The organism is Exiguobacterium sp. s161, assembly GCF_018619045.1.
In the GTDB taxonomy this organism is placed as follows: Bacteria; Bacillota; Bacilli; order Exiguobacteriales; family Exiguobacteriaceae; genus Exiguobacterium_A; species Exiguobacterium_A indicum.
This window is the reverse complement of sequence record NZ_JACSNH010000002.1, coordinates 254,683-281,128: the sequence shown is the minus strand read 5'-3', so window position 1 is coordinate 281,128 and position 26,446 is coordinate 254,683. Positions and strand designations below refer to the sequence as shown.

29 protein-coding genes and 1 pseudogene are annotated in these 26,446 nt (G+C 47.1%); 17 read left to right on the top strand and 13 right to left on the bottom strand.

All coding sequences use genetic code 11. The annotated features are described in order from the left end of the window. The first annotated feature begins 184 nt into the window (after positions 1-184). From yneA to KNQ14_RS08955, 7 genes are all read left to right on the top strand, one after another. On the top strand, positions 185-472 hold the full coding sequence (gene yneA / locus KNQ14_RS08985) for a cell division suppressor protein YneA (RefSeq protein WP_023467771.1): 288 nt from the start codon (positions 185-187) through the stop codon (positions 470-472). A 45-nt stretch (positions 473-517) separates the two neighbouring features. Continuing rightward, positions 518-1,171 carry a YneB family resolvase-like protein gene (locus tag KNQ14_RS08980; RefSeq protein WP_029341251.1) on the top strand — a complete coding sequence of 218 codons (654 nt, stop codon included), beginning with the start codon at positions 518-520 and terminating at the stop codon, positions 1,169-1,171. A gap of 113 nt (positions 1,172-1,284) precedes the next feature. After that, positions 1,285-1,521 (top strand): DUF896 domain-containing protein, encoded by a 237-nt coding sequence (locus KNQ14_RS08975; RefSeq protein WP_035398122.1) that lies wholly within the window; start codon positions 1,285-1,287, stop codon positions 1,519-1,521. A 274-nt stretch (positions 1,522-1,795) separates the two neighbouring features. Further along, positions 1,796-3,766 (top strand): transketolase, encoded by a 1,971-nt coding sequence (gene tkt / locus KNQ14_RS08970; RefSeq protein ID WP_251138354.1) that lies wholly within the window; start codon positions 1,796-1,798, stop codon positions 3,764-3,766. 123 nt (positions 3,767-3,889) lie between these two features. Beyond that, positions 3,890-4,120 (top strand): YneF family protein, encoded by a 231-nt coding sequence (locus KNQ14_RS08965; RefSeq protein ID WP_012370001.1) that lies wholly within the window; start codon positions 3,890-3,892, stop codon positions 4,118-4,120. Positions 4,121-4,240: 120 nt separating this feature from the next. Continuing rightward, complete coding sequence (locus tag KNQ14_RS08960; protein WP_214860756.1) at positions 4,241-5,992, top strand: ABC transporter transmembrane domain-containing protein; 1,752 nt, start codon at positions 4,241-4,243, stop codon at positions 5,990-5,992. Beyond that, positions 5,989-7,752 carry an ABC transporter ATP-binding protein gene (locus KNQ14_RS08955; RefSeq protein WP_214860754.1) on the top strand — a complete coding sequence of 588 codons (1,764 nt, stop codon included), beginning with the start codon at positions 5,989-5,991 and terminating at the stop codon, positions 7,750-7,752. The genes KNQ14_RS08960 and KNQ14_RS08955 overlap by 4 nt, the downstream gene beginning before the upstream one ends. A gap of 57 nt (positions 7,753-7,809) precedes the next feature. Here KNQ14_RS08955 and KNQ14_RS08950 read toward each other — a convergent pair whose 3' ends face one another. The 3 genes from KNQ14_RS08950 to KNQ14_RS08940 form a co-directional block, all read right to left on the bottom strand. Then, positions 7,810-8,694, bottom strand: coding sequence for an SH3 domain-containing protein (locus KNQ14_RS08950; RefSeq protein ID WP_023467777.1), 885 nt, complete (start codon positions 8,692-8,694; stop codon positions 7,810-7,812). 296 nt (positions 8,695-8,990) lie between these two features. Continuing rightward, positions 8,991-9,293 (bottom strand): hypothetical protein, encoded by a 303-nt coding sequence (locus tag KNQ14_RS08945; RefSeq protein ID WP_214860752.1) that lies wholly within the window; start codon positions 9,291-9,293, stop codon positions 8,991-8,993. A 207-nt stretch (positions 9,294-9,500) separates the two neighbouring features. Continuing rightward, positions 9,501-9,695 carry an aspartyl-phosphate phosphatase Spo0E family protein gene (locus tag KNQ14_RS08940; RefSeq protein ID WP_023467779.1) on the bottom strand — a complete coding sequence of 65 codons (195 nt, stop codon included), beginning with the start codon at positions 9,693-9,695 and terminating at the stop codon, positions 9,501-9,503. Between the two features lie 222 nt (positions 9,696-9,917). Here KNQ14_RS08940 and KNQ14_RS08935 point away from each other — a divergent pair, with 222 nt between their 5' ends. Together KNQ14_RS08935 and KNQ14_RS08930 are read left to right on the top strand one after the other, a co-directional pair. After that, positions 9,918-10,616: a cytochrome c biogenesis CcdA family protein gene (locus KNQ14_RS08935; protein ID WP_305798062.1), complete on the top strand. Its 699-nt coding sequence runs from the start codon at positions 9,918-9,920 to the stop codon at positions 10,614-10,616. A gap of 16 nt (positions 10,617-10,632) precedes the next feature. Continuing rightward, on the top strand, positions 10,633-11,112 hold the full coding sequence (locus KNQ14_RS08930) for a CcdC family protein (RefSeq protein ID WP_029341259.1): 480 nt from the start codon (positions 10,633-10,635) through the stop codon (positions 11,110-11,112). 42 nt (positions 11,113-11,154) lie between these two features. On the opposite strand, the gene KNQ14_RS08925 is transcribed toward KNQ14_RS08930, so the two are convergent. Then, positions 11,155-11,580, bottom strand: coding sequence for a DUF2621 family protein (locus KNQ14_RS08925; RefSeq protein WP_029341260.1), 426 nt, complete (start codon positions 11,578-11,580; stop codon positions 11,155-11,157). A gap of 91 nt (positions 11,581-11,671) precedes the next feature. On the opposite strand from KNQ14_RS08925, the gene KNQ14_RS08920 reads away from it, so the two are divergent. Next, positions 11,672-11,995 carry a hypothetical protein gene (locus KNQ14_RS08920; RefSeq protein WP_050678333.1) on the top strand — a complete coding sequence of 108 codons (324 nt, stop codon included), beginning with the start codon at positions 11,672-11,674 and terminating at the stop codon, positions 11,993-11,995. Between the two features lie 43 nt (positions 11,996-12,038). Here the strand turns inward: KNQ14_RS08920 and KNQ14_RS08915 are convergent, their stop codons facing one another. From KNQ14_RS08915 to KNQ14_RS08905, 3 genes are all read right to left on the bottom strand, one after another. After that, positions 12,039-13,343 (bottom strand): VOC family protein, encoded by a 1,305-nt coding sequence (locus KNQ14_RS08915; protein ID WP_214860747.1) that lies wholly within the window; start codon positions 13,341-13,343, stop codon positions 12,039-12,041. 26 nt (positions 13,344-13,369) lie between these two features. Beyond that, positions 13,370-14,383 (bottom strand): hypothetical protein, encoded by a 1,014-nt coding sequence (locus tag KNQ14_RS08910; RefSeq protein WP_058265204.1) that lies wholly within the window; start codon positions 14,381-14,383, stop codon positions 13,370-13,372. A 92-nt stretch (positions 14,384-14,475) separates the two neighbouring features. Next, positions 14,476-14,916, bottom strand: coding sequence for an RrF2 family transcriptional regulator (locus KNQ14_RS08905; protein ID WP_029341264.1), 441 nt, complete (start codon positions 14,914-14,916; stop codon positions 14,476-14,478). A gap of 140 nt (positions 14,917-15,056) precedes the next feature. Here KNQ14_RS08905 and KNQ14_RS08900 point away from each other — a divergent pair, with 140 nt between their 5' ends. Then, a complete protein-coding gene (locus KNQ14_RS08900; protein ID WP_023467787.1) occupies positions 15,057-15,854 on the top strand; it encodes a hypothetical protein in 798 nt (265 codons plus the stop codon). A 56-nt stretch (positions 15,855-15,910) separates the two neighbouring features. On the opposite strand, the gene KNQ14_RS08895 is transcribed toward KNQ14_RS08900, so the two are convergent. Further along, complete coding sequence (locus tag KNQ14_RS08895; RefSeq protein WP_023467788.1) at positions 15,911-17,155, bottom strand: MDR family MFS transporter; 1,245 nt, start codon at positions 17,153-17,155, stop codon at positions 15,911-15,913. Positions 17,156-17,557: 402 nt separating this feature from the next. Between KNQ14_RS08895 and KNQ14_RS08890 the strand changes: the two genes are divergently transcribed. The 3 genes from KNQ14_RS08890 to KNQ14_RS08880 all read left to right on the top strand — a co-directional run bounded on the left by KNQ14_RS08890 (position 17,558) and on the right by KNQ14_RS08880 (position 20,934). Next, on the top strand, positions 17,558-19,138 hold the full coding sequence (locus KNQ14_RS08890) for a peptide chain release factor 3 (protein WP_058713293.1): 1,581 nt from the start codon (positions 17,558-17,560) through the stop codon (positions 19,136-19,138). Positions 19,139-19,263: 125 nt separating this feature from the next. After that, positions 19,264-19,725, top strand: coding sequence for a YflT domain-containing protein (locus tag KNQ14_RS08885; RefSeq protein WP_214860745.1), 462 nt, complete (start codon positions 19,264-19,266; stop codon positions 19,723-19,725). A 120-nt stretch (positions 19,726-19,845) separates the two neighbouring features. After that, the gene (locus tag KNQ14_RS08880) at positions 19,846-20,934 is read left to right on the top strand and encodes an MBL fold metallo-hydrolase (protein ID WP_214860743.1); all 1,089 of its coding nucleotides are present in this window, start codon (positions 19,846-19,848) and stop codon (positions 20,932-20,934) included. 164 nt (positions 20,935-21,098) lie between these two features. Here KNQ14_RS08880 and KNQ14_RS08875 read toward each other — a convergent pair whose 3' ends face one another. Beyond that, a complete protein-coding gene (locus KNQ14_RS08875) occupies positions 21,099-22,337 on the bottom strand; it encodes a purine/pyrimidine permease (RefSeq protein WP_149427056.1) in 1,239 nt (412 codons plus the stop codon). A gap of 89 nt (positions 22,338-22,426) precedes the next feature. On the opposite strand from KNQ14_RS08875, the gene KNQ14_RS08870 reads away from it, so the two are divergent. From KNQ14_RS08870 to KNQ14_RS08860, 3 genes and pseudogenes are all read left to right on the top strand, one after another. Then, entirely contained in the window at positions 22,427-23,263 is an 837-nt protein-coding gene (locus KNQ14_RS08870; RefSeq protein ID WP_251138353.1) for a LysR family transcriptional regulator, read from the top strand. A 195-nt stretch (positions 23,264-23,458) separates the two neighbouring features. After that, entirely contained in the window at positions 23,459-24,073 is a 615-nt protein-coding gene (locus KNQ14_RS16925; RefSeq protein WP_371743344.1) for a transposase, read from the top strand. Between the two features lie 112 nt (positions 24,074-24,185). After that, a pseudogene (locus KNQ14_RS08860) lies at positions 24,186-24,317 on the top strand (transposase); the annotation flags it as partial. A 327-nt stretch (positions 24,318-24,644) separates the two neighbouring features. Here KNQ14_RS08860 and KNQ14_RS16775 read toward each other — a convergent pair. From KNQ14_RS16775 to KNQ14_RS16760, 4 genes are all read right to left on the bottom strand, one after another. Then, on the bottom strand, positions 24,645-25,091 hold the full coding sequence (locus KNQ14_RS16775) for an IS3 family transposase (RefSeq protein WP_371743346.1): 447 nt from the start codon (positions 25,089-25,091) through the stop codon (positions 24,645-24,647). A gap of 6 nt (positions 25,092-25,097) precedes the next feature. Continuing rightward, the gene (locus tag KNQ14_RS16770) at positions 25,098-25,349 is read right to left on the bottom strand and encodes an IS3 family transposase (protein WP_251138349.1); all 252 of its coding nucleotides are present in this window, start codon (positions 25,347-25,349) and stop codon (positions 25,098-25,100) included. A 260-nt stretch (positions 25,350-25,609) separates the two neighbouring features. Further along, on the bottom strand, positions 25,610-25,849 hold the full coding sequence (locus tag KNQ14_RS16765) for a helix-turn-helix domain-containing protein (protein ID WP_251138348.1): 240 nt from the start codon (positions 25,847-25,849) through the stop codon (positions 25,610-25,612). A gap of 106 nt (positions 25,850-25,955) precedes the next feature. Beyond that, on the bottom strand, positions 25,956-26,222 hold the full coding sequence (locus tag KNQ14_RS16760; RefSeq protein ID WP_256442249.1) for a helix-turn-helix domain-containing protein: 267 nt from the start codon (positions 26,220-26,222) through the stop codon (positions 25,956-25,958). Between the last annotated feature and the right edge of the window lie 224 nt (positions 26,223-26,446).

Genomic DNA, 26,446 nt, shown 5'->3' with positions numbered 1-26,446 from the left:
AGTTTGAAATGTAAGAATATATGTTTCTAGATTCACTATAACATAGAACAAATGAGCGTACAAACAATTGTTCGACATTTTGTGTTGACCGAACACGGGTTCTATGTTTATTATGAGTTATGCGAACAATTGTTCCGCGAACATTTATTCTAACTCATTCATTTCATATTTGGAGGGATTCATGATGATTCATACGATTCGTACTCATGCTTTTTCAATTCTCTTCTATGCATTAAGTATTGCCTTCGTGATCTTTTTACTCACACCACGCCCGGATGAAAAAGTGGCGCAACTGATGACAGCTTCCGTTACGGTCGATGAGAACGCTACAGTCGAACAAATCGCTGAAGTCTATAATGATGGTTCGATGTCAGATGAAGAGTACGTCAACTGGTTGATTAAAAATAATGATGTTGAAACAAAACACGTCATCTCAAAAAGCAAAATCGTTGTACCAATCGCACAACAATGACAAAATGGAAAAGTTGTGAAAGAACGAACAGGGATGTGAGGTACGATGAAGGTCGTGATTTATTGTCGGGTGTCGACCGAAAAAGAAGCACAAGATAGTTCGATTGAACGCCAACGGATGGAACTTTCGAAGGTCGCGTCTCAAAAGGGTTTTGATGTCGTGGACGTCGTCTCTGAAAAAGAGAGTGGCTATGACGTCGATCGGGAAGGGATGCTGACGGTTCTTGATCATGTGACACGTGACGCGGTAGATGCGGTCCTCGTGACGGATGATACACGGATTGGTCGTGGGAATGCGAAAATCGCTATTTTGCACACGTTTAAGAAGCACGGTGTTCGGTTGATGACGCTTGATTCCGATGGAGAATACCAGCTTGCAGATGCAGAAGCAATGGTCCTTGAGATCGTCTCACTCGTGGAAGAATATCAACGGAAACTGCATAACGCAAAAATCGCGCGCGGCATGCGGCGAGCTGTTGAACAAGGCTTTCGACCGGAACGAAATCTCAATCGCCAAGGAGAGAACGCTGGGCGTAGTCGAAAGGACGTACCGATCGAAGAAATCGTACGTCTTCGAGAACTCGGACTGACGTTTTCAGATATCGCCATTACGCTTCGCGGGATGGGACATGATATCTCAAAGGCAACAGTCAATCGTCGATATCTTGAATACCGCGAATTGACACCTAGCCCGGAATGAGAAGCAAGTAACCCGTCGACTGACGCGGTTAACTTGCTTTTTTTAGTAAGCTCTTTTACAGTAAGAATACAATTGAACAACTCAAGTTTGAGTCATAGAGAAAGAGGGATTTCATGTTATCACAAGAACAATTAGATCGAATCAATGCATTGGCGAATAAATCAAAAGTCGAGCCGTTATCGGAAGCAGAAACAGCAGAACAAAAAGAGTTACGTGCAGCGTATCTCGCAGCATTCCGTGGATCGTTCAAAAACCAACTCATGGGCATGAAGATCGTTGATGAAGAGGGCACAGACGTAACACCTGAGAAATTAAAACAAGCACAAGAAGAAGAACGGAATAAACAATAATCGTTTGTTCCTTCTATAGAAGAAAGAGGTTTCGCGTTAAGCGGACCTCTTTTTTGTTTAGCGCTGTTAGATGAGGAAACATTGCACGATAGCAATACATCTTAATAACGATCTTTCATCAATTCATGCATCCTGTATGAGTCGATAGAACGGCTATAGATAGCGCATTCATTTTAATGTGACATACTATTTAGAAAAGTTGTATCACATTTAAGAGTGTGCTAAAATGAGTAGGAATTTGTGAAAAAGAGAGAGGATGATTGTTTTGACGAACATGACGACAGTAGAACAATTAGCAATTAATACGATTCGTACCTTATCGATTGATGCCGTACAAAAGGCGAATTCGGGTCACCCAGGTATGCCAATGGGAGCAGCGCCGATGGCATTCTCGCTTTGGGCGGATCATATGAACCACAACCCTAAAAATCCAGAATGGTTCAACCGCGACCGTTTTGTACTTTCAGCTGGACACGGTTCGATGCTTCTCTACTCACTCCTCCACCTATCGGGATATGATCTATCAATGGATGATCTTAAATCATTCCGTCAATGGGGATCAAAAACACCAGGTCACCCGGAATACCGTCACACGGCTGGTGTAGATGCGACAACAGGTCCACTTGGTCAAGGGATTGCAATGGCAGTTGGTATGGCGATGGCAGAACGTCATCTTGAAGCAAAATACAACCGTGACGATCTCAACGTCGTCGATCACTTCACATACGGAATTTGTGGAGATGGAGACTTAATGGAAGGTGTCTCAGCTGAGGCGGCTTCACTCGCAGGTCACCTTGGTCTTGGTAAATTGGTCGTATTGTACGATTCAAACGATATCTCACTTGACGGCGATCTCGATAAATCATTCTCTGAAAACGTCCAGAAGCGCTTCGAAGCGTACAACTGGCAAGTCATTCGCGTAGAAGACGGAACGGATATCGATTCGATTTCGAGAGCGATCGCGGCGGCACAAGCAGAGACGACAAAACCAACGTTGATCGAAGTCAAGACAGTCATCGGCTTCGGTTCACCGAACAAGTCAGGGAAATCGGCTTCTCACGGTGCACCACTCGGTGAAGCGGAAATCAAATTAACGAAAGCAAGCTACGTTTGGGATCACGAAGAGTTCTACGTGCCTGAAGAAGTTAAATCATTGTTCGACGAGCGGATCGTCCAACGTGGTGCTTCTGCAGAAGACGCATGGAACGAGACGATGAAACAATACGAAGCAGCGCATCCAGAATTGCATGCTGAACTCGTTCGCGCGATCGCAAATGAATTGCCAAGCAACTGGGAAGCAGATCTTCCGACGTACGACTTGTCATCGAAAAAAGCGACACGCCAAACGAGTGGTGAAGTCTTGAACGGTCTTGCGAAGAACGTTCCGACATTGTTCGGTGGTTCAGCTGACCTTGCAGGATCGAACAACACGATGCTCAAAGGCGAAGCAGACTTCGATATCGACCCAAGCGGTCGTAACATCTGGTTTGGAGTACGTGAATTCGCAATGGCTGCAGCTGTCAACGGTATGGCACTTCACGGCGGCGTTATTCCTTACGGCGCGACATTCTTCGTCTTCTCGGATTACCTCCGTCCAGCGGTTCGTTTAGCAGCATTAATGGGACTTCCATCAATCTTCGTCTTGACACACGACTCGATCGCTGTCGGGGAAGATGGTCCAACACACGAGCCAGTTGAGCACTTGATGAGCTTCCGTGCAATGCCGAACGTCACGATCTACCGCCCAGCAGACGGAAAAGAGACGATCGCAGCATGGAAAACAGCGGTTCAAGCGAAAGACAAACCGACACTTCTTGTCTTGACACGTCAAGGTCTTCCTGAACTGGAAGGTACGACGACAGAGGGCGCTGAAAAAGGTGGTTATGTCATCGCTGGTGACGTCACGAAAGCTGATACGCTCTTGATCGGTACGGGTTCAGAAGTTCACCTTCTTGTCGAAGCACAAAAAGAACTTGGTGAATCAGCAGCTGTCGTTTCGCTTCCATCATGGGAAGTATTCGAAGCGCAGTCAGCAGAGTATAAAGAATCAGTTCTTCCAAAACACATCACGAAACGTGTTGCGATCGAAGCAGGCGCTTCGCTCGGTTGGTACAAATATGTAGGAACAGAAGGACAAGTCATCGGAATCGATCGTTTCGGTGCATCTGCGCCTGGAGACTTCCTCTTGAAAGAATACGGCATGTCTGTTGAGAACGTTTTAGCGACAGTCAAACAACTCGGATAATCTTTTCCGGAAAAACGGGTCCGATCTTACGTCGGGCTCGTTTTTCATCTATTATCATCTATGCAAACAATTGGAATTATAGTATAGTAAAAAGCGACGTTTTAAGTTAGAGGAGGAAGCAACTTGGCTACATGGATTTGGATTTTAATTGCCCTTCTTTGCTTGGTAGCAGGTGTCGCCCTTGGTTTCTATATCGCTCGTCGATACATGATGAACTACTTGGAGCAAAACCCACCAATCAACGAAGATATGATTAAGACATTGATGATGCAAATGGGTCAAAAGCCATCACAAAAGAAAGTCAACCAAGTGATGCGTTCAATGAGTGGTTCAATGAAATCACCTAAAAAATAAGCTGTACGAAAGGGGACCAAATGGTCTCCTTTTTATTTGCTATTTTTTAGAAAGAGCACTAATCTAAAATGTGAGACTATTTCAAATAATCATAGGATTTAAAAAAGGGGGGAGACTTGAATGGGAGTCTTCAGGAAACTCGGTTGGTTTTTCCGACGAGAATGGAAAGCGTATAGTCTTGGGGTCGTCAGTTTGATTTTTGTAGCAGCGTTAGAACTCATTCCACCGAAGATCATCGGGACGACAGTCAATGGTCTAAGCGAGGGAAGCTTGACGAAGAATGATTTGATTCGTCTCGCAGGTACATTGTTGCTCATCGGGGTCGCGACATATATCATTCGTTATTTTTGGCGCTTTTATATCTTTGGGGCATCGATTCGTCTCGGTCGATTATTGCGCAGCCAACTGTATGGACATTTTTCAGATTTGGATCAATCGTTCTATAAGAAATATCGGAGCGGGGATTTGATGGCGCATGCGACGAACGACGTACAGGCGGTATCGATGACAGCAGGTGCCGGTATTCTAACGCTCGTCGACTCGGTGACGATGGGGAGCTTCGTCATCATCACGATGGTCACGACGATCAGTTGGAAATTGACGCTCGTATCACTTCTACCGATGCCGCTGATGGTCTACTTGACGTCACGCTACGGGAAAATGTTACATTCGCGTTTTCATGACGCACAGGAAGCCTTCTCCGATTTGAATGACAAGGTCGCGGAAAGCATTAGTGGTGTCCGTGTCTTAAAAGCAACAGGAGAAGTGGAGTCTGACGTGCAGACGTTTACGGATCTATCGGATGACGTCGTCCAAAAGAACCGTCGTGTCGCAAAAATCGATGCATTATTTGATCCGACGATTTTTGGATTAGTCGGTCTATCGTACATCATCGCTGTCGGATATGGTGCATATCTGTTACAACAAGGTGAAATCCGAATCGGTGACATCGTCTCATTCACTACATATCTTGGTTTATTGACATGGCCAATGCTTGCCTTCGGTTGGTTGTTCAACATTGTCGAACGTGGTCGTGCTTCCTACGATCGGATCGAGCGAATGCTTGCGATCGAACCGGAAATTAAAGATGCGAAGGAAGCAGCAACAAGTGTTTCCTCACCTGAACTCCACGTTGGGATTGAGCGTTTCATCTATGATACGCAACCGGTCTTACAAGACATCGATGTGACGTTGAAGCCCGGTAAGTCGCTCGGAATCGTCGGGAAGACAGGTGCTGGGAAATCGACGTTCGTTCGCTTATTGTCTCGCGAATACGACGTCAAACAAGGCGCCATCACGATTGGTGGACGAGACATCAAACAATTGACGCGTGACACCGTCCGTCGTCAAGTGGCGATCGTCCCACAGGATCATTTCTTATTCTCCGCGTCGATTGCTGATAATATTGCCTTTGCAAAACCGGACGCATCAATGGAAGACATCATGGAAGCAGCTCGGATCGCAGCGGTTCATGAGGATATTCTTGGGTTTAAGGAAGGGTATGCGACGATGGTCGGGGAGCGTGGGGTGACGTTATCCGGCGGTCAAAAACAACGGATCTCGATTGCCCGGGCATTACTAGCAGACTGTCCGATTTTAGTGCTCGATGATGCCTTATCTGCGGTTGATGCCAAAACTGAGGAAGCGATCATCCACCACTTCCGCACGGCGGATCACGATCAGGCACAAATCATCGTTGCTCATCGCCTGTCGGCTGTGTCACATACCGATGAGATCATCGTCCTTGAAGACGGTCGGATCATCGAGCGAGGCACGCATGAGCAGTTACTCGCTCATGACGGTTGGTATAAAGAGACGTACGATCGTCAGCAACTAGAATCACTCGTCGAACAAGGAGGGCGTTCCGAATGAATCATGATATCAATGAAAAAGCCGTCCTGAAACGATTACTTGATTTCGTCAAACCGTTCAAAAAACAGGTCAGTATCGCCTTCATCCTGCTGTTCATTACGACAGCGGCAAAACTCGGGGGACCGTATCTCGTCAAGATTTTCATTGATGAATACGTCGCACCGGGTACGTATCCGGTACAGGAAGTCGCACTTTTGTTTACAGCGTACTTGTTACTGCATACGACAGGAATCATCGTCGATTACTTGCAGGCGTTCGAATTCCAAAAGATTGCCTTGCAAGTCATTCAACGCTTACGCATTGATGTGTTCCGGCACGTCATGCACTTACGGCTTGCCTATTTTGACCGAATGCCTGCTGGAGTGCTCGTATCCCGGATCACGAACGATACGGAAGCAATCAAGGAGCTCTACATCGGTGTCCTGTCAACATTTGTGCAAAGCGGCGTTCAGTTGATTGGAACATATATCTTCCTTTATCTACTAGAGCCGCGACTCGCGACGATTGCGTTACTATTGTTACCGCTGTTTTATTTCATCATTTGGATTTACCGGAAGTATTCGACGAAGTATTACGCGGAAGTCCGCGATTTACTATCGAAAATCAATGCCCAACTGAACGAATCCATCAACGGGATGGCAATCATTCAACAATTCCGCCAAGAAAAACGCTTGATGGCAGAGTTCGAGGAGACGAACGTCGCCCACCAGAATGGACGTTATAAGAACTTGAAGCTCGATAGTTGGTTGCTGCGACCAATCATTGAATTGTTACTCGCCATTTCAATTGCGACACTTGTGACGTATTTCGGTGTCCTATCGTTCTCGCAAACGGTCCAAGTCGGTGTCGTCTATGCCTTCATCAGCTACATGGAGCGGATTTTCCAACCGGTACAGCAAATCATGCAACGGTTGTCCGAGTTCCAACAAGCTGTCGTCTCAGCAGACCGTGTGTTCAAGGTTCTCGATACGGATGAGCCGGAACCAACGAAACAACTCGAAGGGGATGCACGAGTATCGGAAGGACATATCGTCTTTGAAGACGTGCGCTTTAGTTATGACGGAGAGAAAGATGTCTTGAAAGGAATTTCGTTCGAGGCGAAAAAAGGACAGACGATTGCCCTCGTTGGTCATACGGGAAGTGGAAAAAGTTCAATCATCAATATCTTGATGCGCTTTTACGCATACCAATCGGGTCGGATTTTGATCGATGGTCAACCTCTTGAGCAGTTATCAGAAGAAGAACTACGACAGCATGTCGGACTCGTGTTGCAGGATTCATTCTTGTTCACGGGAACGGTCGCTGATAACATTCGATTATTCGATAGTTCGATTTCCTTTGATCGTGTCGAAGCGGCTGCTAAATTCGTACAAGCCGACGGATTCATCAATCAACTCGACCAGCAATATGACAGTCCCGTTGCGGAACGGGGGGCGACGTTCTCAGCTGGGGAACGTCAGTTGATCTCCTTCGCACGCACGATGGCGCGGGATCCGAAAATCTTGATCCTCGATGAAGCGACAAGTTCGATTGATACGGAGACAGAGGAGAAAGTGCAAGTCGCACTTGAACGGATGCGTCAAGGGCGGACGACGATCGCCATTGCCCACCGTCTATCGACGATTCAAGATGCAGATTTGATTCTTGTGTTGCATCAAGGGGAAGTAATCGAGCAAGGAAATCACCAAGAATTAATCGCACAAGATGGTCTGTATAAGAAGATGTATCAGTTGCAATCCGGTCATGTCACGGTTTCTTAAAAAAAGACATAAAAAAAGCCTGCCAGGCGGCCTCGCCCGGCAGGTTGTTTGTTTTGATTAGTAGACTGTGACTGTGACGTTTTGACGTCCCCAGTTAAGTGCTTCTTGTTGTGAACCAACGAGAAGGTCAAGTTTGTTACCTTGAATTGCGCCGCCACGGTCGAGTACGATTGCTTCACCAATGCCTTCGATGTGCATACGTGTACCGATTGGGTATTGTGAAGAAGCTGCTACGATACGCATACCATTGTAAGTGATCGTATTCGTAACGTCATAACCGCTTGCTGTCAACGCGCGACCGTTGTAGAGTTGGCTACCGTTGTTAGATGGGTCGTTCGTGTAAGCACTGACGTTCATCGTCACCTTTGTGCCTGATTTTGCAGGTGTTGATTGTTTTGTTGCAGTAGCTGGTTTAGCTGCTGCTTTTGGTGCTGGCTTCGCAGCAGGTTGTGCTTTTGCTGCTGGTGCTTTCGATACGCCAGCGAGTGAAGTATAGTCGCTGTGTACATAGCGCGTTTTACCATCGATTGTTGTTTTAATCCATGCACCAACTTTACCTTCTACGTTGACTTTTTCGCCTTTGTAGAGGTTACCGACATCTTTCGAGCTTGTCGTTGGTTGTGTGCGGACGTTTAATACTGCCGTAGTAACTGTAGCTTTTTTAAAGTCGAATGAGCCTGCTGCAGACGTATACGCACCATGGACATAACGTTTTTGACCGTTAACTGTTGTTTTGATCCATGCGCCAGAACGTCCTTCGACATTTAATGTTTGACCTTTATAGACATTCCCTACGTCTGCTGATGCAGTTGTAGGTGCTGTGCGTACGTTGAGTACTGGTGTATTTACTGTTACCGTTTCTGAGGCAGCCTCTGTCTCTTGGGCAAATCCTACTGATAGAGCTGTTGCTGCAAGACCGGCAGCGAAAACTGCTTTTTTCATTATTGATGTCCTCCTGACATATGCTGTGTTTACTGTTCCTACTTTACACGGCAAATCTGACCTGTGCGTTTACATGTCAATGTCATTCGAGTTACAAACCGGGCTTTTGTGACAACAAGATTGCAAAAGGACGGTTTTTGTCATCGATAGGACATACTGATTATGAAAAACGGATGTTTATAGGTCTTTTGGCTTACTAAATATAAAAAATTCGCACAATTCAACAGAAAAAAGTCTTAAAAATAGAAAGTGTTAAATCCTTCTATCGTCTGATGATGAAAAAGTGAAACGGATCATCAATACTTGACGACCGTCATCACGCCGAACGCTGTCAGGTAAGAACGATTGTACAATTCCTGCATCCAATCGTTAGCGGAGAGTTGAAACGTGCCGCGAATCGATTGGTACGTCCGCTGGCGAATATTGATTTCGATTGGCTCTAGTAGCGGAGTGGACGGTAGATGGTCATGCATGCTGTCATTTTGATTTTCGATATAGAGCAGCTCGAGGACATCTCCTTCTTCCATATGACGTTGTTCTATATGACGTTGTAGATAAATTATGAACTCCCACTGATCGGCACCATCGATCGTATACAAGTAAGGTATCGTGAATCTTCCTCGCTTCAATGAGACGTATTTCAACCGCTTCGACTTCATGTACGTATAATTGAGGGAAATCGTCAGGTATATAAAGGGGACGAGAGCTAGCAATGAATGTAAGAGCGGACATCAAGCACCCCATCAGAAATAAAAAGTCATAAAAAAAAGTCAGCATTCACACTCGAATACTGACCAAATCGTGCATTAAGATAAGAGCGGTTCGTTCGAACCGTGAATGGTGTAGTTTTGGACTGTCCGTGAATATTCTAAAAGTAGGACATCAAGTTCATGGCTAAGTTGTAGAACACGCGGGGAGGTGAAGCTGGACTGGTCAGCTTGATGATATAGTTCGCTACGTTTGGCTTCGATGGCTAACGTCAATAGTTGTTGTGTCGTCATAGCAGTCTCCCTTACATTGGTGTCGTATCCATATTCTAGCAAGTCCAATTACTAGGCGCAACGAGATTTCAGTAAAATCGACGAAATGTAATTTTTTTGTAATTTTGGCGGACACGAATCTTTTGCAACTTTCTGTGAGATAATAGGTGCTAAATGCAGAGGAGTTTGGCAAAATAGAGGAGGAACTTCTTCTATAGTAGTAAAGGAAAGGGGATGCTCATGATGGAGCTCTCGTTATGGTTAGCGTTTGGAGCAGGATTATTATCTTTCGTCTCTCCATGTACGCTACCACTGTATCCTGTGTTTCTCTCATACATCACAGGCGTGTCGGTGACGGATTTAAAAGAACGGGGCGTACGAGAAAAGCAATCCTTGTTTCATACGTTAGCGTTCCTCGTTGGTTTTGCGATGGTATTCGTTGTGCTCGGGTTATCGACATCGTTATTCGCAGATGTCTTTATCACATATCGCGATACGTTACGGATGATTGGGGCACTCGTCATCTTCGTATTTGGGATTGTTCTCGTCGGATTATGGCAACCAACATTCTTGATGCGTGAAAAGAAACTGAATCTCGGGGAACGAAAAGGGGGATACGTCGGGACGGTACTCGTCGGAATCGGTTTTGCAGCCGGTTGGACACCGTGTACAGGTCCGATTCTCGCAGGAGTCATCGGATTAGCTGCGACCAATCCGAGTCAAGGCATGTTCTACATGCTCGCGTATGTGCTTGGCTTCTCGATTCCGTTCTTATTGATGGCGTTCTTCGTCGGTCGTTCGCGCTTGTTCGTGCAGTATAGTCTGAAATTAACGAAATTCGGGGGAGCCTTGATGATGGTGTTCGGAGTCATGCTGTATTTTGATGGCTTGAGTAAATTCGCAGCATGGATGAGTGACATCGTCGGATTCACTGGATTTTAATCAAGGAAGTGATCGGATGATTTGGATATCAACTGGGGTAGCGCTCGTCATGGGATTGCTGATCAGCTTCATTCGTGTGAAGGCATCAGCAAAACCGACGAATGCTAAAAAAATCTTGATCCCGCCCTTTGCGATGTCGACGGGGATGCTACAGTTTTTATACCCAGCATCCCGTCTGACATGGACGGAAGTGGCAGAAGCATTGCTCATTGGAGCCATCTTCAGCATCTTTTTGATCAAGACATCCAATTTTTATGAAGCAGAAGGGCAGATTTATTTGCAACGTTCGAAAGCTTTTTTCATCGTCTTATTCGGTATCTTATTCATTCGGACGGTTGCGAAGTTCTTCATCGGCGGGCAGATTGACATTTTCGAAACGGGCGGCATTTTTTATCTCGTCGCTTTTGGAATGATCGTCCCTTGGCGCTTCGCGATGTATTTGAAATACAAACGAGTAAAGTCGGGCACCGTGCCGGTCGCGCACTTACCTCATTAAAAAAACCGCTGAAGGCGACTTCGGCGGTTTTTCGTGCATCCTTCAATTTTGGAAGTATAATGCGTAGTCTCGCCAGTCGATGGCGTGCTCCGTCAGTGCTTTTTTCAAGAATTTATGATCGCGTTTTGGCGTAGCGGAAATATATCCTTTGACGACCAGTTCAGATGTCATCTCTGTCGCTTGTTCCTCCAGTGCGAACTGTCCGATCCGCCCGGCAATCTTGCGGCGTGCGACATCACGAAATGCCGATGGAACCGGCATGACGAGAGCGTTCAATAATTCCATCGTCTCATCCGTCCAAAGATGTCGTGTTTGGTCGATGTACTCATCTTCCCAGTCCATCATCGATTTACCGTCTTCTTTCGGTAACTTTTTGAGGAACTTCCGGAACATGAAAAACCCGCCAATCGCCATGAGTGTAATCATGATAAAGCCCCAGAGCAGAATCCCGTTCATGAACCATTCCATGCGCGACTCATCCCCCTTTCACATCAAATATAGATTAGCATAAATCAGATGGACGTGCTATGATGAATGACGGAGAAAGTGAGGCGAAAGAATGCTGCAACCATACGTACAATTGGACGAGACCGGACAGCCCCGTAAAGGTATTTTACCTGAAACAGCGGACGGTCGGATCGTTGAATTCTATTATGATACGAAGGGTGAGGAGATCACAGTCATCTTCGTCACTGTTCCGGCAGAAGATGCGAGCCGGAAGCGTGCGTTTACGGTCGGGAAAACGTTTAAAACGGTCTCGACACTCGAAGACTTCACGTTACTTCACTATGAATGGGCAAATGACCAGATTTTCGCAACACTCGAGATGTTCGCGGATGGGTCGAAACGTCAAATCGACGCTTCGAGATTGCTCGACTATTAAAAAAGAAGGAGATGCGGATTGCCGCGTCTCCTTCTTTTGATATTCAAGAAATATGAAGTCGGATGACCTCGTCATGCAGTTCAACCTGACCACCAATCGGGAACGTGAACAAAGGACTCGTATGTCCGAAGTCGACATTCGCAAGAACTGGTACGTGCTCTAGGACTGGATAGAGCGAGATCAGATACCGCAGATGCTCTTCCGTCATCTTTGTTGCGAGCTGGAAGCGCCCGAAGACGATCCCGCGAATCGTTTCGGCACCCGGTTGCGCCATCAATGAGGCGAAATCACGGGCAAACGTCGCTGGATGGACTTCGTAATCGTCTTCAAGGAATAAAACCGTATCCCGTAAATCAGGGAAGTGTGGTGTGCCTTGCAGGAGATTTAACGTACAAAGATTTCCACCGAGCAGTCGACCACTTGCTTGTCCCGGAGATAAGAGAAGTGGACCTTTGTTTGGTAACGTAATGACATGTCCGAGATCGGTATCACGCCAATGGACCGAAGGCTTGATCGTAACGGGATCCGTTCCAAACAACACTTGCTTGAAGTAATCGATCGTATAGGCGTCGCGATCACGGAAAGCCCGTAACATCGGTCCGGAGTAAGTGATTAATCCGGTATTCGTTAGAATGGCATGACTGAGTGCTGTGATATCGGAGAAGCCACAAAGGATCTTCGGATGTGTCCGAATCAATTCGTAGTCGAGTAAGTCGACAAGTTCATTCGTACTGAACCCACCGCGAACGCACAGGATCGCATCAACGTTCGGATCAGCGAACGCGGCATGAAGATCAGCAACCCGTAACTCAGGATCACTGGAACCGAATGGATTGACGGCACGCGCATGTTGACTGATCGAGACACTTAATCCGAGCGATTCGAGGGTCTGGATCGCACCATCGATGATCTTCATCTCGACCGTTGAGAGACTAGAAGCGGGTGCGATTAAGCGGACATGAGAACCATCCATCAACTTCTTTGGCGTTAACGTCGGCAGGTGGGCAGCGATGATCTCTAAACGGTTACCGAATGGATCGGCTGTGAAGAAACGACGACGTGGCGCAAGGCGTGTGTCATGCTCAATTGGATAACCGGCAGCTTGAAGAGAATCGCTCAACGCTTCGAACGCAGCGACGGTTAATCCAGGATGCGCTTTTTTAGCAGGGGAGAAGGGATCCTCGATGCCGAGATGAAGTGCTGCACCATGATTCTCGAACCAGACACCGCCACTGGCTTGAACACCAGTCGGTTTTTCGACTTCCTTCATATGTAAAAGCCCGGCATAAAATGCACGGGCGCGATCTTCTTCGTTTTTCGGCATAGCGAGCTGGACATGATCTAACATGAAGACACTTCCTTTACGAATGAGATTCAAGCAACGAACTGGGTGATTCGTTTTAGTTCACGTTCGACGAGGTTCAAGTAGAAGACACCTTCGATCCGGCGATCGAGAGACTGTGCAATCTCATAGAGATTCGTCCGAAGCGCTGCGAGATACGACGCTTCCTCACCAAGCGATTGACGATGAGCAAAGGCATAGTGAGCGAGTAGGAACTGAAGATATCCACGATCAGTCAAGAACGGGATCAATTGTTTTTTCTCTTCCATCGACCAAGTATAGTTCGTATCATAATACATCTTCGCATACAGGTGATACGGTTCGTCACCGCCTGTAAAGAGGGTTTCACCCCGTTTGACTTCTTCGATCAAGCGTTCGCTCCAATCGAAGCGTTCTTTTTTGCGACTGAGGAACAACGGTAGGATGTATGGATGAGCCTGATCCGGCATCCGCGAGCAACCGCGTTCATGCCGCAGTGCTGCATAAAGTAGCAAGGCACGATCTTCGAAGCCACGATCAATCGCATACGTCATCCGGCTGAATGCTTCACAGGACGGGCAATCACTGAGTTCGTCACTTGGCGCGTCAACCCATTCCGATAGATAATGATCGGCCTGTTCCTCGTCACCGAGTTTGCTGTAGACCATGAAGCTGATATAGTCACGTGTCCGAATAAAGCCATGCGCGTCACAGAAATCGATGAAGCGATCAAGATCTTCTTCGAGAAGCGAGACCGTCACGTCTTCTTGTTCTGCCATATAGATCAAGTAGGACTTGTAGTTCCAGTACAAATCAAGTTCTTGTTTGGGAGTCAGTGTCATCTCATCTTTTCGGATCCATTCCATCAAGAGCGTGAAAGACACGAGAAACGATCGGAAGTGTCCTAAATCAAATTGATTTTGTGAAAATGCCCATAAGGAGAGGAAGCGGAGTGAATCATCAGCTGTTTCCTCAAAGATGGCCCATAAGGCCTCACCGCGTGCAACGGAGGGTTCTTCTTCCTTTAAGCGAAGATATAAGAGATGGAGTTCTTCTTGAGGGTTCATCTGTACCCCTCCTTTCTTATATAAGTATACCACGAGCGTTTTGAGAAATCGCAATTGAGCGAGGATGGAATAAAAAAAGATTCCGAACCGGCTCAATCGCGGTTCGGAATCATTTCAAGTATTTGTGGATGAGTATCAGCTGTCGGATGTAGCAAATCATGTACCGTGTAACTATTGAGTACTTGATGGAACGCCGCAATGGCATCATCGAAGGCATCACGTGCCGGATTGAGCGAAGGGACCTCGTGAATGCCTTCTTGCGGATCGAGAAAATGAACGGTTGGTTCAAACAGTTGTACGACGTCACCGATATGAATTGCATCTGGAGGACCTGCTAAGCGGAACCCACCTCCACGACCACGGACAGAATCAATCAAACCACTCTGTCCTAAACGATAGACTACTTTCATCAAATGATTCTTAGAAATGTCGTAACAATCCGCTACTTCCTGGATTCGGACTAAACGATCGGGATGGGCTGCTGCGAACAGCAGGGACCGAATCGCGTAATCCGTATAACGTGTCATGCGCATTTTCATCACCTACTTAACACACATACTAGGGGGGTACGCAAGCATTATCAACTCTCAATGTGCAAAAATTAAGATGCATTTTAGAGATTGTTTTTGAGGGTGGATTCACGCATAATGGACGGTGAAAGGTAGGTTAAATTATGCATTTCGATCAGGCATTACACCTTTTGCAACAGCTCGGACCATCGATGGAGCAAAAGGGATTGCGGATCGCGACGCGCTTCTATGACTCGCTTGAGGCGACGTACGAAGAAGAATTGCGCGCGCTTCGAGAAGCGGGGGCTCAGGACGGAACTCGTGCCTTGCGGATTTTACGCCTGAGTCAATTACTGAACCAGATTACCAATCAGCATGAATCGAGTGAACTGTTTAAATTGATTTTACTGAATGAAATCGATCAGACGAAATCGTTTCTACTGACGTACCCGGACATTATCAGTCGTGAAATTCTTCAAGCTATTCAAATCGAATATGATCTTAAAGAAGATGCACCTTTACTTCAAGCATGGGCAATTGTTCACCATCAACTCGTCGATACGTGCCGCCATTTTTGTAAATACCGTCATGCTGAAAATTGGCGTCAACAAGATATTTTGTTGATCGCAGAAGAACATCATCTCGGAGCCGTCATTGATGAAGCAAGGCATGCTCTCTTGAGTGGTCGAAAAACGACATTGTTACATGTCTCAGCTGAGGAACTGGCAGAACGAATGTTAGCGAATGTCGTATCCTTGACGACGAAAGGGATGGTCGTTCATCACATTCGTCAAGAAGGATGGGAACAACAGATGCACGAATTCTTGACGATGATCACGGCGAATGATCCGATCGTCTTCGTCAGTGGATCGACGAATTTCATTGAAGAAATCCAGCAACGACTTGATCCGCTACCGGTCCTGTTCGGTCCGTTCGTAGCGGCAAATCAATTACCCTCTTAACGAGAAAAGCGATGTGTAACGCTCTGACAAAAGTCGGAGCATGACACATCGCTTTTTTAAGCTGATTTCGTTAAGCGTTTCGCACGTTGAATCGACCGGTCGAGTGCGAGATAGACCCCACCTGAGACACAACATAGCAGTCCGACGAATCCGAGCGCAAAGTCACCTTTTCCGGTATCAAGGAATAACGATCCGAGAAGCGGTGCGGTGACGCCGCCAATCAACCACTGGAGACTCGCAGCACCGTTGTACGTTCCGCGGAGATGTTCTGGTGCGATCAAAGCGATGAACGTCATCTGCACAGGAGACATGATCATCTCACCGAGCGTATAGAACGCATAAATCGCAAGCAATACCGTCACGAGCACGACATAACTCGTTCCGAGTGAGAACAGGTAAGACGGCACGAATGCGAGAAAAATCATGCCGATCCCGAAAATCGAGGCGCCGAGCAACATGACTTTTCCGAATGCCTTGCCGGACAAGCGAGCAGCGATCGGGAACTGGAACAAGACGACCATGATTCCGTTCAGTGCCATCAAGTAAGGAAACGGATTTTGTTTCGTCGGTAGTCCCGGTAGTGCTTCCTTCAAGAAGACCGGTAACATACTCTCGACGAGGGCAAATCCCATCGAGATGAAGACACCCGCCCCGATGAAGATTAAAAAGACATGATCCTTCCGCAATACAGTGAGCGGTGATACTTTGACTTCGTCCGTCTTTTCGATATACTCCGGTTTCGTCTCTTCGATGAAGAAGTAGAGAACGAGTCCGTACAGGAAAAAGACGAAAGCGGCAGAGTAGAAGATGAGTGAACGGTCGACGAATAGGACCGCACTTCCGAGAAGTGGACCGAATGCGGCCCCGACGTTATGTCCCATCCGCAGCAGGCCGAACGATTCGTTCAGGCGTTCTGGTGGTGTGACGTCAGCGACCATCGCGCTTGCCGCCGGATGGAACAGTGAACTCGATAAACCGAGCAGCGCGTTCAAAGCGAGAAGTGGTCCGAATGAATCAGCGAACGAAAAACCGATTAGTGCGATGACGTCACCGATGATCGAGAGGACCATCAGTGGTTTTCGACCGAATTTATCGGCGAAGTGACCACCGAGGACGGCACCGACGAGCGACATGATCGGTCCGGTCGCCATGATGACACCGACCAAGAAGTAGGAATCGAGTCGATCCGCATAATAAAGAACTAAAAATGGTGCAATCATGAACATCATGATCCCCGTGATCGTTTCCCCGACGAACCGGATCCAGATGTTGCGATCAAGCTGTTTGAGTGCGTTAAACATAGTGAAAACCCCTTATATTCTGTTTTTAGACAATAGAAAAGACGGATACGCACAAATATGGGCATACCCGTCCTAATATAAGAGGGCAACATGTACGTATACGCATACGCACACCCTGCTTAATTAAAAATTAAACGATTGGGTGACGTACAGTTATAGCCGATACAAAGACAGTGTGGACAGATGTCCGGGCTTGATGGAATACCATTGTACGTCTCCTCCTTCTGTAATAGTAAACTTCCTAGTCATCGTAAAGAAGATCGTGATGAATTGTCAACTTTAAATCTGAAAATTGAGTCAATGAAGTGAAATGGACGAGACCTTGAAAATTCGGTATGATAGACTAGTTGCGAAAAAGATTGATCGGACTTTTGAATATATCGGTGAAAGGAACTACCATACATGACAAACATTCTACAAACGGAAGTCGAAAAGCGTCGGATTTTCGGCATCATCTCCCACCCGGATGCGGGTAAGACGACATTAACTGAAAAATTCCTCCTGCACGGAGGGGCAATCCGTGAGGCAGGTTCTGTCAAGGCACGGAAAAACTCGAAATTTGCGAAATCCGACTGGATGGAAATCGAAAAACAACGCGGAATCTCTGTTACGTCTTCGGTCATGCAATTCGAATACGATAAAAAGATCGTCTCAATCATGGATACACCAGGTCACTCGGACTTCGGTGAAGATACGTATCGGATCCTGACAGCGGTTGACTCAGCAATCATGGTCATCGATGCAGCGAAAGGGATCGAGTCGCAAACGAAGAAACTGTTCCAAGTTTGTCGGATGCGCGGGATTCCAATCTTTACGTTCATCAATAAGATGGACCGTCAAGCGCGTGACCCACTCGAATTGATGGAAGAACTCGAAGAAGTCCTCGGTATTCCGTCTGTTGCTGTGACGTGGCCAGCTGGTTCAGGGCAACAGTTCGAAGGGGTCTATGACCGTGTCAAAGGACAATTCCATTGTTTCAAGAACGATCGTAAGTCGATCGAACTCGGTGAGGAAGGTCTCGCGAACGAAGAACTCGCGACGACGATCAACTCGGAAATGTATGAGACGTTGATGGATGAAGTCGACTTACTCGACGGCGCAGGTAACGAATATGATGAAGAATTGATCGCAAAAGGTGAACTGACTCCAGTCTTCTTCGGATCAGCACTCGTCGATTTTGGTGTCACACCACTTCTTGAACATTACTTGAACTTGTCTCCTTCACCGACACCACGCGAGTCGAACAAAGGGAAAGTCGAGCCGGCACAAGACTTCTTCAGCGGTTTCGTCTTCAAGATTCAAGCGAACATGAACCCGAACCACCGTGACCGGATTGCGTTCGTCCGTATTTGTACGGGTAAATTTGATCGTGGAATGGACGTCGTCCTGACACGGACAGGCAAGAAGATGAAGTTATCTCAATCGACACAATTCATGGCGGATGAGCGGGAAACGGTCAATGAAGCGTTCGCAGGAGACGTCATCGGGTTGTACGATTCAGGCAACTATCAAATCGGTGATACAATCACGAACGGTGATCCATCGTTACAATATGAAGCACTCCCAACGTTCGCACCAGAACTCTTCTTGAAGGTCTACACGAAAAACGCCTTGAAGTCGAAACAGTTCCAAAAAGGTGTCGAACAGCTCGCGCAAGAAGGTGCGATCCAGGTCTACAAGACGGAATACAACGAAATCATCCTTGGAGCGATCGGACAACTCCAATTCGAAGTCTTCGAGCACCGGCTCAAAGGTGAGTATGGCGTTGACATCTTGAAGGATGCTGCGAACTTCCAAGTCGCGAAATGGATCAAGCCAGCTGAAGTCGCTGCCGTCAAACAATTGACGGATTCTCGGACGGTTCTCGTCTACGACCGTTGGGAAAATGCTGTTCTATTATTTGCAAATGATTTCGTCTACGAGCGATTCGTTCAGAAAAACGAAGGAACGATCACATTGGTCGATTCACCGCAACAACTCTAAGTTTTTGACGGATTACTTTTCGAAGTAGTCCGTTTTTTCATTCCTGAAATCTCGTTTGATGGCAAGCGAACAAGGGTAAAAACAGAGCGAGTTTGAATTCATATGAAAAAGGAAGGTGTCATGTGATGGCGAAACGGTTTGTTGGAATCTATCAGGATCAATCGAGTCTGGAACGAAAAATCGAGGAATTGAAACAACAGGGGCATCATGATTCGGATTTTTCTGTCGTCGGTCGAGATGACGCGGCAGACGAAGCATCGGGTGCAAGTTGGATTGATCAGGTCAAATCAAAATTTTCTAAAGAACCACCGCTCCGCGAGACATTAAAACGTGTCGGACATTCGGACGATGAGGCAGAACGGCATTACGCAGAAGTCGAGCGTGGCGGTCTTGCATTGTTCGTCAAGGATCGAGATCACGATCATGACCACGACCATGAGCACCATCATCACCATAACCATGATCATGACCATCGACACGATGATAACAAGGTCGAAAATCCGGGGAACAATGCCTATGAATCCAATCACCGCGGGGACGGTGAGAAGAGCGACCGGGCGAAGTGGAAAGCGGACGATCTCGACTAATACCTAGAAGTGAAGGCGCCGCTTGCGGTGGACTTCACTTTTTTTCATATCTGGAGGCGTAGGGCGAGATGTGTGAGGAATCGAGGTGCTATACTGAGACCATCGAAGAGGTGATAAGACATGAAAAAAATAGTGACAGCTTTAGCAGGAATTGGTCTTGCCAGTGCTTGGTTCATCAACCGATACCCGGTGTTCGGAAATCGACCAAGCCGTGCAGAGCGGCTGAGTTTTGAACGATCAGATCGTTTTGTCGACGGGAAGTTCAAAAATGAGATGGATTTCCAGTTGAAGATGGAATGGGACTCGATGAAAAGTATCTTAAAGGATTACGGAAGAAACATTCCGAATCTGCGTCCTGTCAAAGCGTTACCGACGCTTCCGTATCAGCGACGTCAAGACGATAGCGAAACACCACGTGTCACATGGTTCGGACATTCGGCATTTTTACTCGAACTCGATGGGCAAACGATTTTCTTTGACCCGATGCTCGGGCGCGCACCATCACCGTTCCCGAAGCTGGGCGGAGGACGTTTTCAAACGACGCAGACGGTTGATCTCGAACGTTTACCGTTGATTGATGTCGTCGTCTATTCGCATGATCATTATGATCATCTGGATTATCCATCCGTCCTCGCCTTGAAAAATCGAGTCGGTCGCTTCATCGTGCCGCTCGGTGTCGGGAGTCGTCTCCGTGGATGGGGCGTCTCAGCTGAGCGAATCACGGAACTCGACTGGCATGAATCGACACAAGTCGGTGGCATCAAACTGACAGCGGCTCCGTCGCGCCATTATTCAGGGCGAAATGGTCTTGATCAATTTTCAACGCTATGGGCGTCATGGGTCATCGAAGGCTCGCAAAAGGTCTTCTTTAGTGGCGATAGTGGATATGGTCCACACTTTAAAGCAATCGGCGAACAATATGGTCCGTTTGACCTGACGATGATGGAATGTGGGCAGTACGATGTCCGGTGGTCCAATTCGCATATGTTACCGGAACAAACGGTTCAAGCACATCGTGACGTCAAAGGTCGCGTCCTGATGCCAATTCACTGGTCTGCCTTCATCCTCGCGTTTCATGCATGGTTCGAGCCGGTCGAACGGTTGCTCAAGGAAGCGAAACGCGATGAGATTCCGGTTCTGACTCCGATGATCGGGGAGAGTGTGACACCCGAGAGCACGACACGAAAATGGTGGCGGGAAGTGCGTTGAGTAAAATAGCTTTTTGATTTTAATTGAATGAAATGAGAAAAAAGTAGCCTTTTCGATGTGACTCGAAAAGGCTACTTTTTTAGGTGAATAAACAGAGGAGATGTTCATCCTCGACCCTTACAGGAAAGCGAGGATGATGACATCGTTCGGTCGTACAATACCATTTAGCTCGCTAATCGATCAGCCTGTTTCGCGCGACGAGAGCGAACTTTTTCGATGATTTCGAAACCGAGCACAAGCATCGTTCCGACGAGTAATCCATTACTGAGGAACGGACGAAGCGTCAAAGGCAGAACTTCCGCAATGACGGTTGATTGCAACAAGATACTGATGCCGATGACGGCACTGATCGCAAACGCATGGCGGCGACGGCTGTTCTCCATGTTACTTTCCGCAGACTGCCAAGCAATCAGGAACATGTGTGGCAATGTCGCAAGCAACGCGGCACTCGCGACGCTACGCGGTAATGTTGCGATGATCCCGATCAAGCTTGGGAAGAAACCGATCAACGCGATGACGAGCGAGGCAATCAAGAACGGGCGACGTTTCCGGCTTCCCGTTTGCGCGATGAATCCGCTCGTGATCGGTAACGGCACCGGCACAAGCGTCGAGAATGTAGCAGCGAGTAAATGAATGACACCTTCGATGGATAATCCTTGGTGCAGACGTCCTTGTTTTTGAAGCGTCGCTTCGACGGCGCTTAAAGCGGCAATTAAATTGACGACGAGCAAGATCGCGAACGGAATCGCGACAAGGAATGCACTGCCGTCAAACTGTGGCCATCCGAACGGTAACGCTTGCGGTGGTGCGAACAAACTAGACGATGCAGGAAGCGACGGACGGCTGACGAGCCAACCGACGATGATTCCGATCATCAAGGCAAACGGACGTAAGCGACTCGGTCCGAATTGGCTGAGTCCGAGTACGAGCAAGAACGTGATGATTCCGGCGAGACGTGTTGCCTCGACGGCAAGAACGGCACCGAGCATGACGCCTGTTAATTGAATACATAATAAGAGCAAAAATGTTCCGCTGACGAGCGGTGTGAAGACGGGTAGTAAGTATTTCGTCCATCCTGTCAAACCGAGAATGATGAGGACGACGCCGGCAATGACGACGGCTGCCATCGCGATCGTAAAGGCCGTTTTTGAGTCGACCGGTAGTGCGGCGATGACGACGAAGATGCTGACCCATGATCCGGCAGGTCCCGATACGATCGGAAGCCGGTGGCCGAAGGCTCCGTGTAGGAAACAGGCAATCCCGCCTACAAAGAACGACCGTTGGACAAGAGCAGCTGTTTCGACTGATGAGAGGTCGAACAGACTGGCGACGACGATTGGTAAAGCAATCGTGTTCGCGAGTAAAAAGACGATCCACTGGAAGGTAGAAGTCGTTTGTTTCATGAAAAAGCTCCTTTCTTAAACTTCAGATATTCCTGCATCATAGCATATGATTGATGTTATGATTCATATATCTTTATACATGAAAACATATGAAAGAGATGATGAGTATGGATTTACGCCAGTACCGCTATTTTTGTGCGGTCGTCGAGGAACAGTCTGTCACGCGGGCAGCGGAGCGTTTGCGGATGGCGCAACCAGCCTTGACGCAACAAATTCGGCGGATGGAAGAAGAGCTCGGCGTTCGTCTGATTGAGCGGGCAGGACGCGGGATCCGGATCACACCAAGCGGCAACCGCTTATATGAACGAGCAGTTTCTTTACTGCAGTTCGAGCAGGAGACACGGATGGAAGTGAGCGACATCGAAGCCGGTCGAACAGGGATTTTGCGAATTGGTGTCAACACATTATCAGCCAGTCGGCTCGTCGAATGGATTGAACAGATGAAACGACGACATCCTGGTATTATCTTACAAGTCCACCAAGGAGAATCGAGTGCGCTCATCGAACGGTTGAAAGAACGGTCGCTTGACGCAGCGTTCGTCCGTCTGCCGATTGATGCACAAGGGATCTCGATTGAATGGATGGAAGAAGAACCGTTTTATCGCGTCCATCATCCGGAATATGCGGACGCCGACGTCATCATTCCGAGTCAGGAAGGACTGGGTGTCTTTCAGACGCTCAGTCAGCAGTTCGGTGTCGTCTCGCAGGAAACCTGTTCCGACGTCCTGACCTTAATCGGACTCGTCCGGTGCGGACAAGCCGTGACACTGTTACCGAAAAGTACACTCCGTGAGCTCGACATGACGGGACTTGTTCAGGAACGGTTACCGGACGCGACGAGTACGACGGCTCTTGTCTGGTTGACGGAAGACGGACAATCTGCCTTAACACAACAATTTTTGAAGATTGTTCAAGAAAGAGAATAAATTGGCTCATCACCATAAGATGTGGTTGACACATAAAATCCATCGGATTTTGAATTGAACATAGAAAAAAAGCGAAAACCCCAGTATCGTAATTGTTGTCTAGACAAACCACGATTGGAGTTTTCGCCTTGTCCCAACTGTTTATCAAATTAATTCTTCCGCTTCCAGCTCTTTTTCAAATCCAGATGTCGTCTGATGAAGAACCACATGTATTTCCTGTCATTCCTGATCCACGTGAGATTCCTAGTGTTCCGAAAAAGCATTATAGAACGGTGCCATGGACGGACGATTTCAGATGTCGCACGTGAATATGAACTCCCTTATACGACTGTCGAACGATGGTTTTATCAGTGCGCTTCAGCTGAGGTAGAAAAGCACACAAAGCACATCCTCGTCGATGGATTTGCCACGAGAAAAGGGCAAACTCATCGACGATTGTTCTTGATGCCAAGACTGGGTGTCTTCTGTCTGTCGTCCCGGGTCCGGGACGCATCAGCGATTACAGCTGCGCTTCAAGGTGTGCCGGGAGATGTTCGGTCGGTCGTCAGCGATTTTGCACCTGCGATGGCGAAGGCAGTCACTTCTGTCTTTCTGGATGCAACGCATGTGCTGGATCGTTTTCATCTCATCCAGTTCTTCACGGACACTCTTCGCCGACGGCGTCGTTTTTTTGAACGAGACGAAACGTCATCATCATATTCGTGTCATCGACCGTGCACTGGCTTGTCGCCCAGAAATGTTGGCTCTAGAAGACCGATAGGTCGCCCGTTCTTGTATTCTAGAAGATGCCTTTACTCAGGATCTATATAGAGGACTCCAACATATCCGGTATGTGCTGAAAGCAACGTGTAACGGGCAGGCTCAACGAAGGCTGACGGACTGACTAGACCGTTACCAGTTCCATCCGTGCGGACCTCTCGCAAAAATCGCGAAAGCGATTCGGGGTCGTAAGGAAGCGATGCGTCAGACCATTGTATCAAGGCTATCGAACGGGAAAATGGAAGGAACGAACAACAAGATTAAGCTCATCAAACGTCGTGGTTATGGCTACTGAAACCTCGAGCGATTCTTTTTGAGATTGCGCCTCGAACTTGGTCGTTAAAATAGCAACCACATGTCATAGTGATGAGCTAGTTTTATGGAAAATTTTGATAATTTGTTCGAATATGGTTTTAAAAAATAATATTGATGAAAATACCTATTTTATTTCTGTTACTCCTCTTAATATAAATAAGGACAGCTTAACGATGGATTTTGTCAATGAAAACAATGATTGATCAGAATTTATAAAATTATTAGTTACTGAATCGAAAAGAGTTATAACTGAAAGAGAAGATGAACTGCTCCCCGTCAAGTAGACAGGATAAATAATAAAAATCTCTTAAACGGCTTGAGTTCCGTATTCTAATGGAGCCAAGCCGTTTAACCGTTGTTGGTACCGTTTTTCATTGTAGAAGTAAATATATTTCTGGATCGCGAGTCGGAGTTCGTCGAACTCCGAAAACTTATGTAGATAATAACTTTCGCACTTTAACGCTCCCCAAAAGGACTCCATCGGTCCGTTATCAATACATCTTCCAACCCGAGACATGCTTTGTGTAATGCCTGCCACGCGTGTCATATGACGAAACGTATGAGACGTATATTGAAATCCTCGATTACTATGAAGCAAGGGAGGACTTCCGGGTGCGCCCTGTAGGGCGAGTTCGAGAGTATCGAACTCGAGCTGATTATTATTGGAGTGCCCAAAAACGAAGGCACGGATGGATCCATCACATAGGTCCAGAATAGCGCTCAAATATGCCTTCTGAGAGGCGCCGTACTTCAGTTCCGTTCAAACCGTCACCCATTTTTGGTTCGGTCCTGCCGCGTTGAAATCACGGTTCAGAATGTTCTCTGCGGTCTGTTGAGGGCGATTACGAATATACAAAGGACGTTTCCGGCGTATGACGCAATGAATACCGGCGACGTGCATTAGACGACGGACACGCTTCGCGTTGACGTTTCTTCCGAAACGGCGTTTCAGGTTCAATGTCATCCGTCGGTAGCTATAGATTCCGTTCACCGCAAGGTGGATCTCGTTCATCTCTTCGATGATTTTTATGTTCTCCGTCTCACGTGTCTGCGGTATACCAATCCGGCGTAACCACTTGTAGTAGGCAGCGCGCGAGACACCAGCGAGGTGACATAGGGCGATGATCGGGTAACCAAATTGCTCTACCGATGATTGTATGGCTTCATATTTATCTTGAAGACGAATTTGACTTAACGTGACCTCCTCTCGATCTCCTCTAACTTTTTTAAGAAATCATTCTCCATTCGTAGACGCTCATTTTCTCGCTCGAGTCATTTCAGCTCCAACGCAAAGCTCTCTGTATCCGTCAATTCTTCTACTGGCTTCTGACGTCCGCGACGGTCCATCAGCGCGTCGATTCCGTCCTTCTCGAACTTTCTTACCCAACTATAGATTTGTTGGTATGAGACCCGATGGGTCTCCATGATGTGTTGATAGTCTTTTCCGCTTTGTATACAATCCATAACTGCCTGGACACGTTCTTCGAATGTAGAGGTTCTATCTTTAGTCATAATAGACCGCTCCTTCAATGGTTTCCCAAGTGTACTATGACTAGTATATTTCCGAATCCATCTTGCAAGTAAGCTTGTACTCGAAATATTAAACCGTACGGTAGCGCTAGAGAGCGATTCCTCTTGGGTCAGAACTGCATGTATAGCTTCCATCCTTAGTTCCTTTCATCCTTAGTTCTTCTGGATAGCGTGTCCACTTTGTTCGATTATGAAGTGTGGAGAATCCTCCCACGCGATATTTTGTCCTCCAACCATTCAAGGTCGTGACTGAAAGCTCAAAGAGCGAGGCGATCGACTTAATCGAGTTTGTTCCATCCTCACACAACTGAATGATGTGTAGTTTTTGATCCATCGAAAACCTAGATGTGGCCATAGAAAAAGCTCCCTTCAAAAAGTAGACAGTTTTAGTTATTTCAACTGTCTACTTTTTGGGGAGCATATCAGACCGACAACTGCTATTTGTTTGCATCTTTTGTCTCTCAAAAGTTGATAACCGTCGAGAACATCTTGCTACCAGTCGGCTGGTCCGTAGTTCAAAAGTTCTTCTGCTGGTAAACCGTGTCCACTCAGTGTCGGAGCATAGTAGGAAAACTGACT

Bases quoted from the DNA above. Each gene is read 5' to 3' on its own strand.
- yneA (WP_023467771.1), top strand. From the start codon at position 185: ATGATTCATACGATTCGTACTCATGCTTTTTCAATTCTCTTCTATGCA.
- KNQ14_RS08980 (WP_029341251.1), top strand. From the start codon at position 518: ATGAAGGTCGTGATTTATTGTCGGGTGTCGACCGAAAAAGAAGCACAA.
- KNQ14_RS08975 (WP_035398122.1), top strand. From the start codon at position 1,285: ATGTTATCACAAGAACAATTAGATCGAATCAATGCATTGGCGAATAAA.
- tkt (WP_251138354.1), top strand. From the start codon at position 1,796: ATGACGACAGTAGAACAATTAGCAATTAATACGATTCGTACCTTATCG.
- KNQ14_RS08960 (WP_214860756.1), top strand. From the start codon at position 4,241: ATGGGAGTCTTCAGGAAACTCGGTTGGTTTTTCCGACGAGAATGGAAA.
- KNQ14_RS08955 (WP_214860754.1), top strand. From the start codon at position 5,989: ATGAATCATGATATCAATGAAAAAGCCGTCCTGAAACGATTACTTGAT.
- KNQ14_RS08950 (WP_023467777.1), bottom strand. From the start codon at position 8,694: ATGAAAAAAGCAGTTTTCGCTGCCGGTCTTGCAGCAACAGCTCTATCA.
- KNQ14_RS08940 (WP_023467779.1), bottom strand. From the start codon at position 9,695: ATGACGACACAACAACTATTGACGTTAGCCATCGAAGCCAAACGTAGC.
- KNQ14_RS08935 (WP_305798062.1), top strand. From the start codon at position 9,918: ATGGAGCTCTCGTTATGGTTAGCGTTTGGAGCAGGATTATTATCTTTC.
- KNQ14_RS08930 (WP_029341259.1), top strand. From the start codon at position 10,633: ATGATTTGGATATCAACTGGGGTAGCGCTCGTCATGGGATTGCTGATC.
- KNQ14_RS08925 (WP_029341260.1), bottom strand. From the start codon at position 11,580: ATGGAATGGTTCATGAACGGGATTCTGCTCTGGGGCTTTATCATGATT.
- KNQ14_RS08920 (WP_050678333.1), top strand. From the start codon at position 11,672: ATGCTGCAACCATACGTACAATTGGACGAGACCGGACAGCCCCGTAAA.
- KNQ14_RS08915 (WP_214860747.1), bottom strand. From the start codon at position 13,343: ATGTTAGATCATGTCCAGCTCGCTATGCCGAAAAACGAAGAAGATCGC.
- KNQ14_RS08910 (WP_058265204.1), bottom strand. From the start codon at position 14,383: ATGAACCCTCAAGAAGAACTCCATCTCTTATATCTTCGCTTAAAGGAA.
- KNQ14_RS08905 (WP_029341264.1), bottom strand. From the start codon at position 14,916: ATGCGCATGACACGTTATACGGATTACGCGATTCGGTCCCTGCTGTTC.
- KNQ14_RS08900 (WP_023467787.1), top strand. From the start codon at position 15,057: ATGCATTTCGATCAGGCATTACACCTTTTGCAACAGCTCGGACCATCG.
- KNQ14_RS08895 (WP_023467788.1), bottom strand. From the start codon at position 17,155: ATGTTTAACGCACTCAAACAGCTTGATCGCAACATCTGGATCCGGTTC.
- KNQ14_RS08890 (WP_058713293.1), top strand. From the start codon at position 17,558: ATGACAAACATTCTACAAACGGAAGTCGAAAAGCGTCGGATTTTCGGC.
- KNQ14_RS08885 (WP_214860745.1), top strand. From the start codon at position 19,264: ATGGCGAAACGGTTTGTTGGAATCTATCAGGATCAATCGAGTCTGGAA.
- KNQ14_RS08880 (WP_214860743.1), top strand. From the start codon at position 19,846: ATGAAAAAAATAGTGACAGCTTTAGCAGGAATTGGTCTTGCCAGTGCT.
- KNQ14_RS08875 (WP_149427056.1), bottom strand. From the start codon at position 22,337: ATGAAACAAACGACTTCTACCTTCCAGTGGATCGTCTTTTTACTCGCG.
- KNQ14_RS08870 (WP_251138353.1), top strand. From the start codon at position 22,427: ATGAAAGAGATGATGAGTATGGATTTACGCCAGTACCGCTATTTTTGT.
- KNQ14_RS16925 (WP_371743344.1), top strand. From the start codon at position 23,459: ATGAAGAACCACATGTATTTCCTGTCATTCCTGATCCACGTGAGATTC.
- KNQ14_RS16770 (WP_251138349.1), bottom strand. From the start codon at position 25,349: ATGAACGAGATCCACCTTGCGGTGAACGGAATCTATAGCTACCGACGG.
- KNQ14_RS16765 (WP_251138348.1), bottom strand. From the start codon at position 25,849: ATGACTAAAGATAGAACCTCTACATTCGAAGAACGTGTCCAGGCAGTT.
- KNQ14_RS16760 (WP_256442249.1), bottom strand. From the start codon at position 26,222: ATGGCCACATCTAGGTTTTCGATGGATCAAAAACTACACATCATTCAG.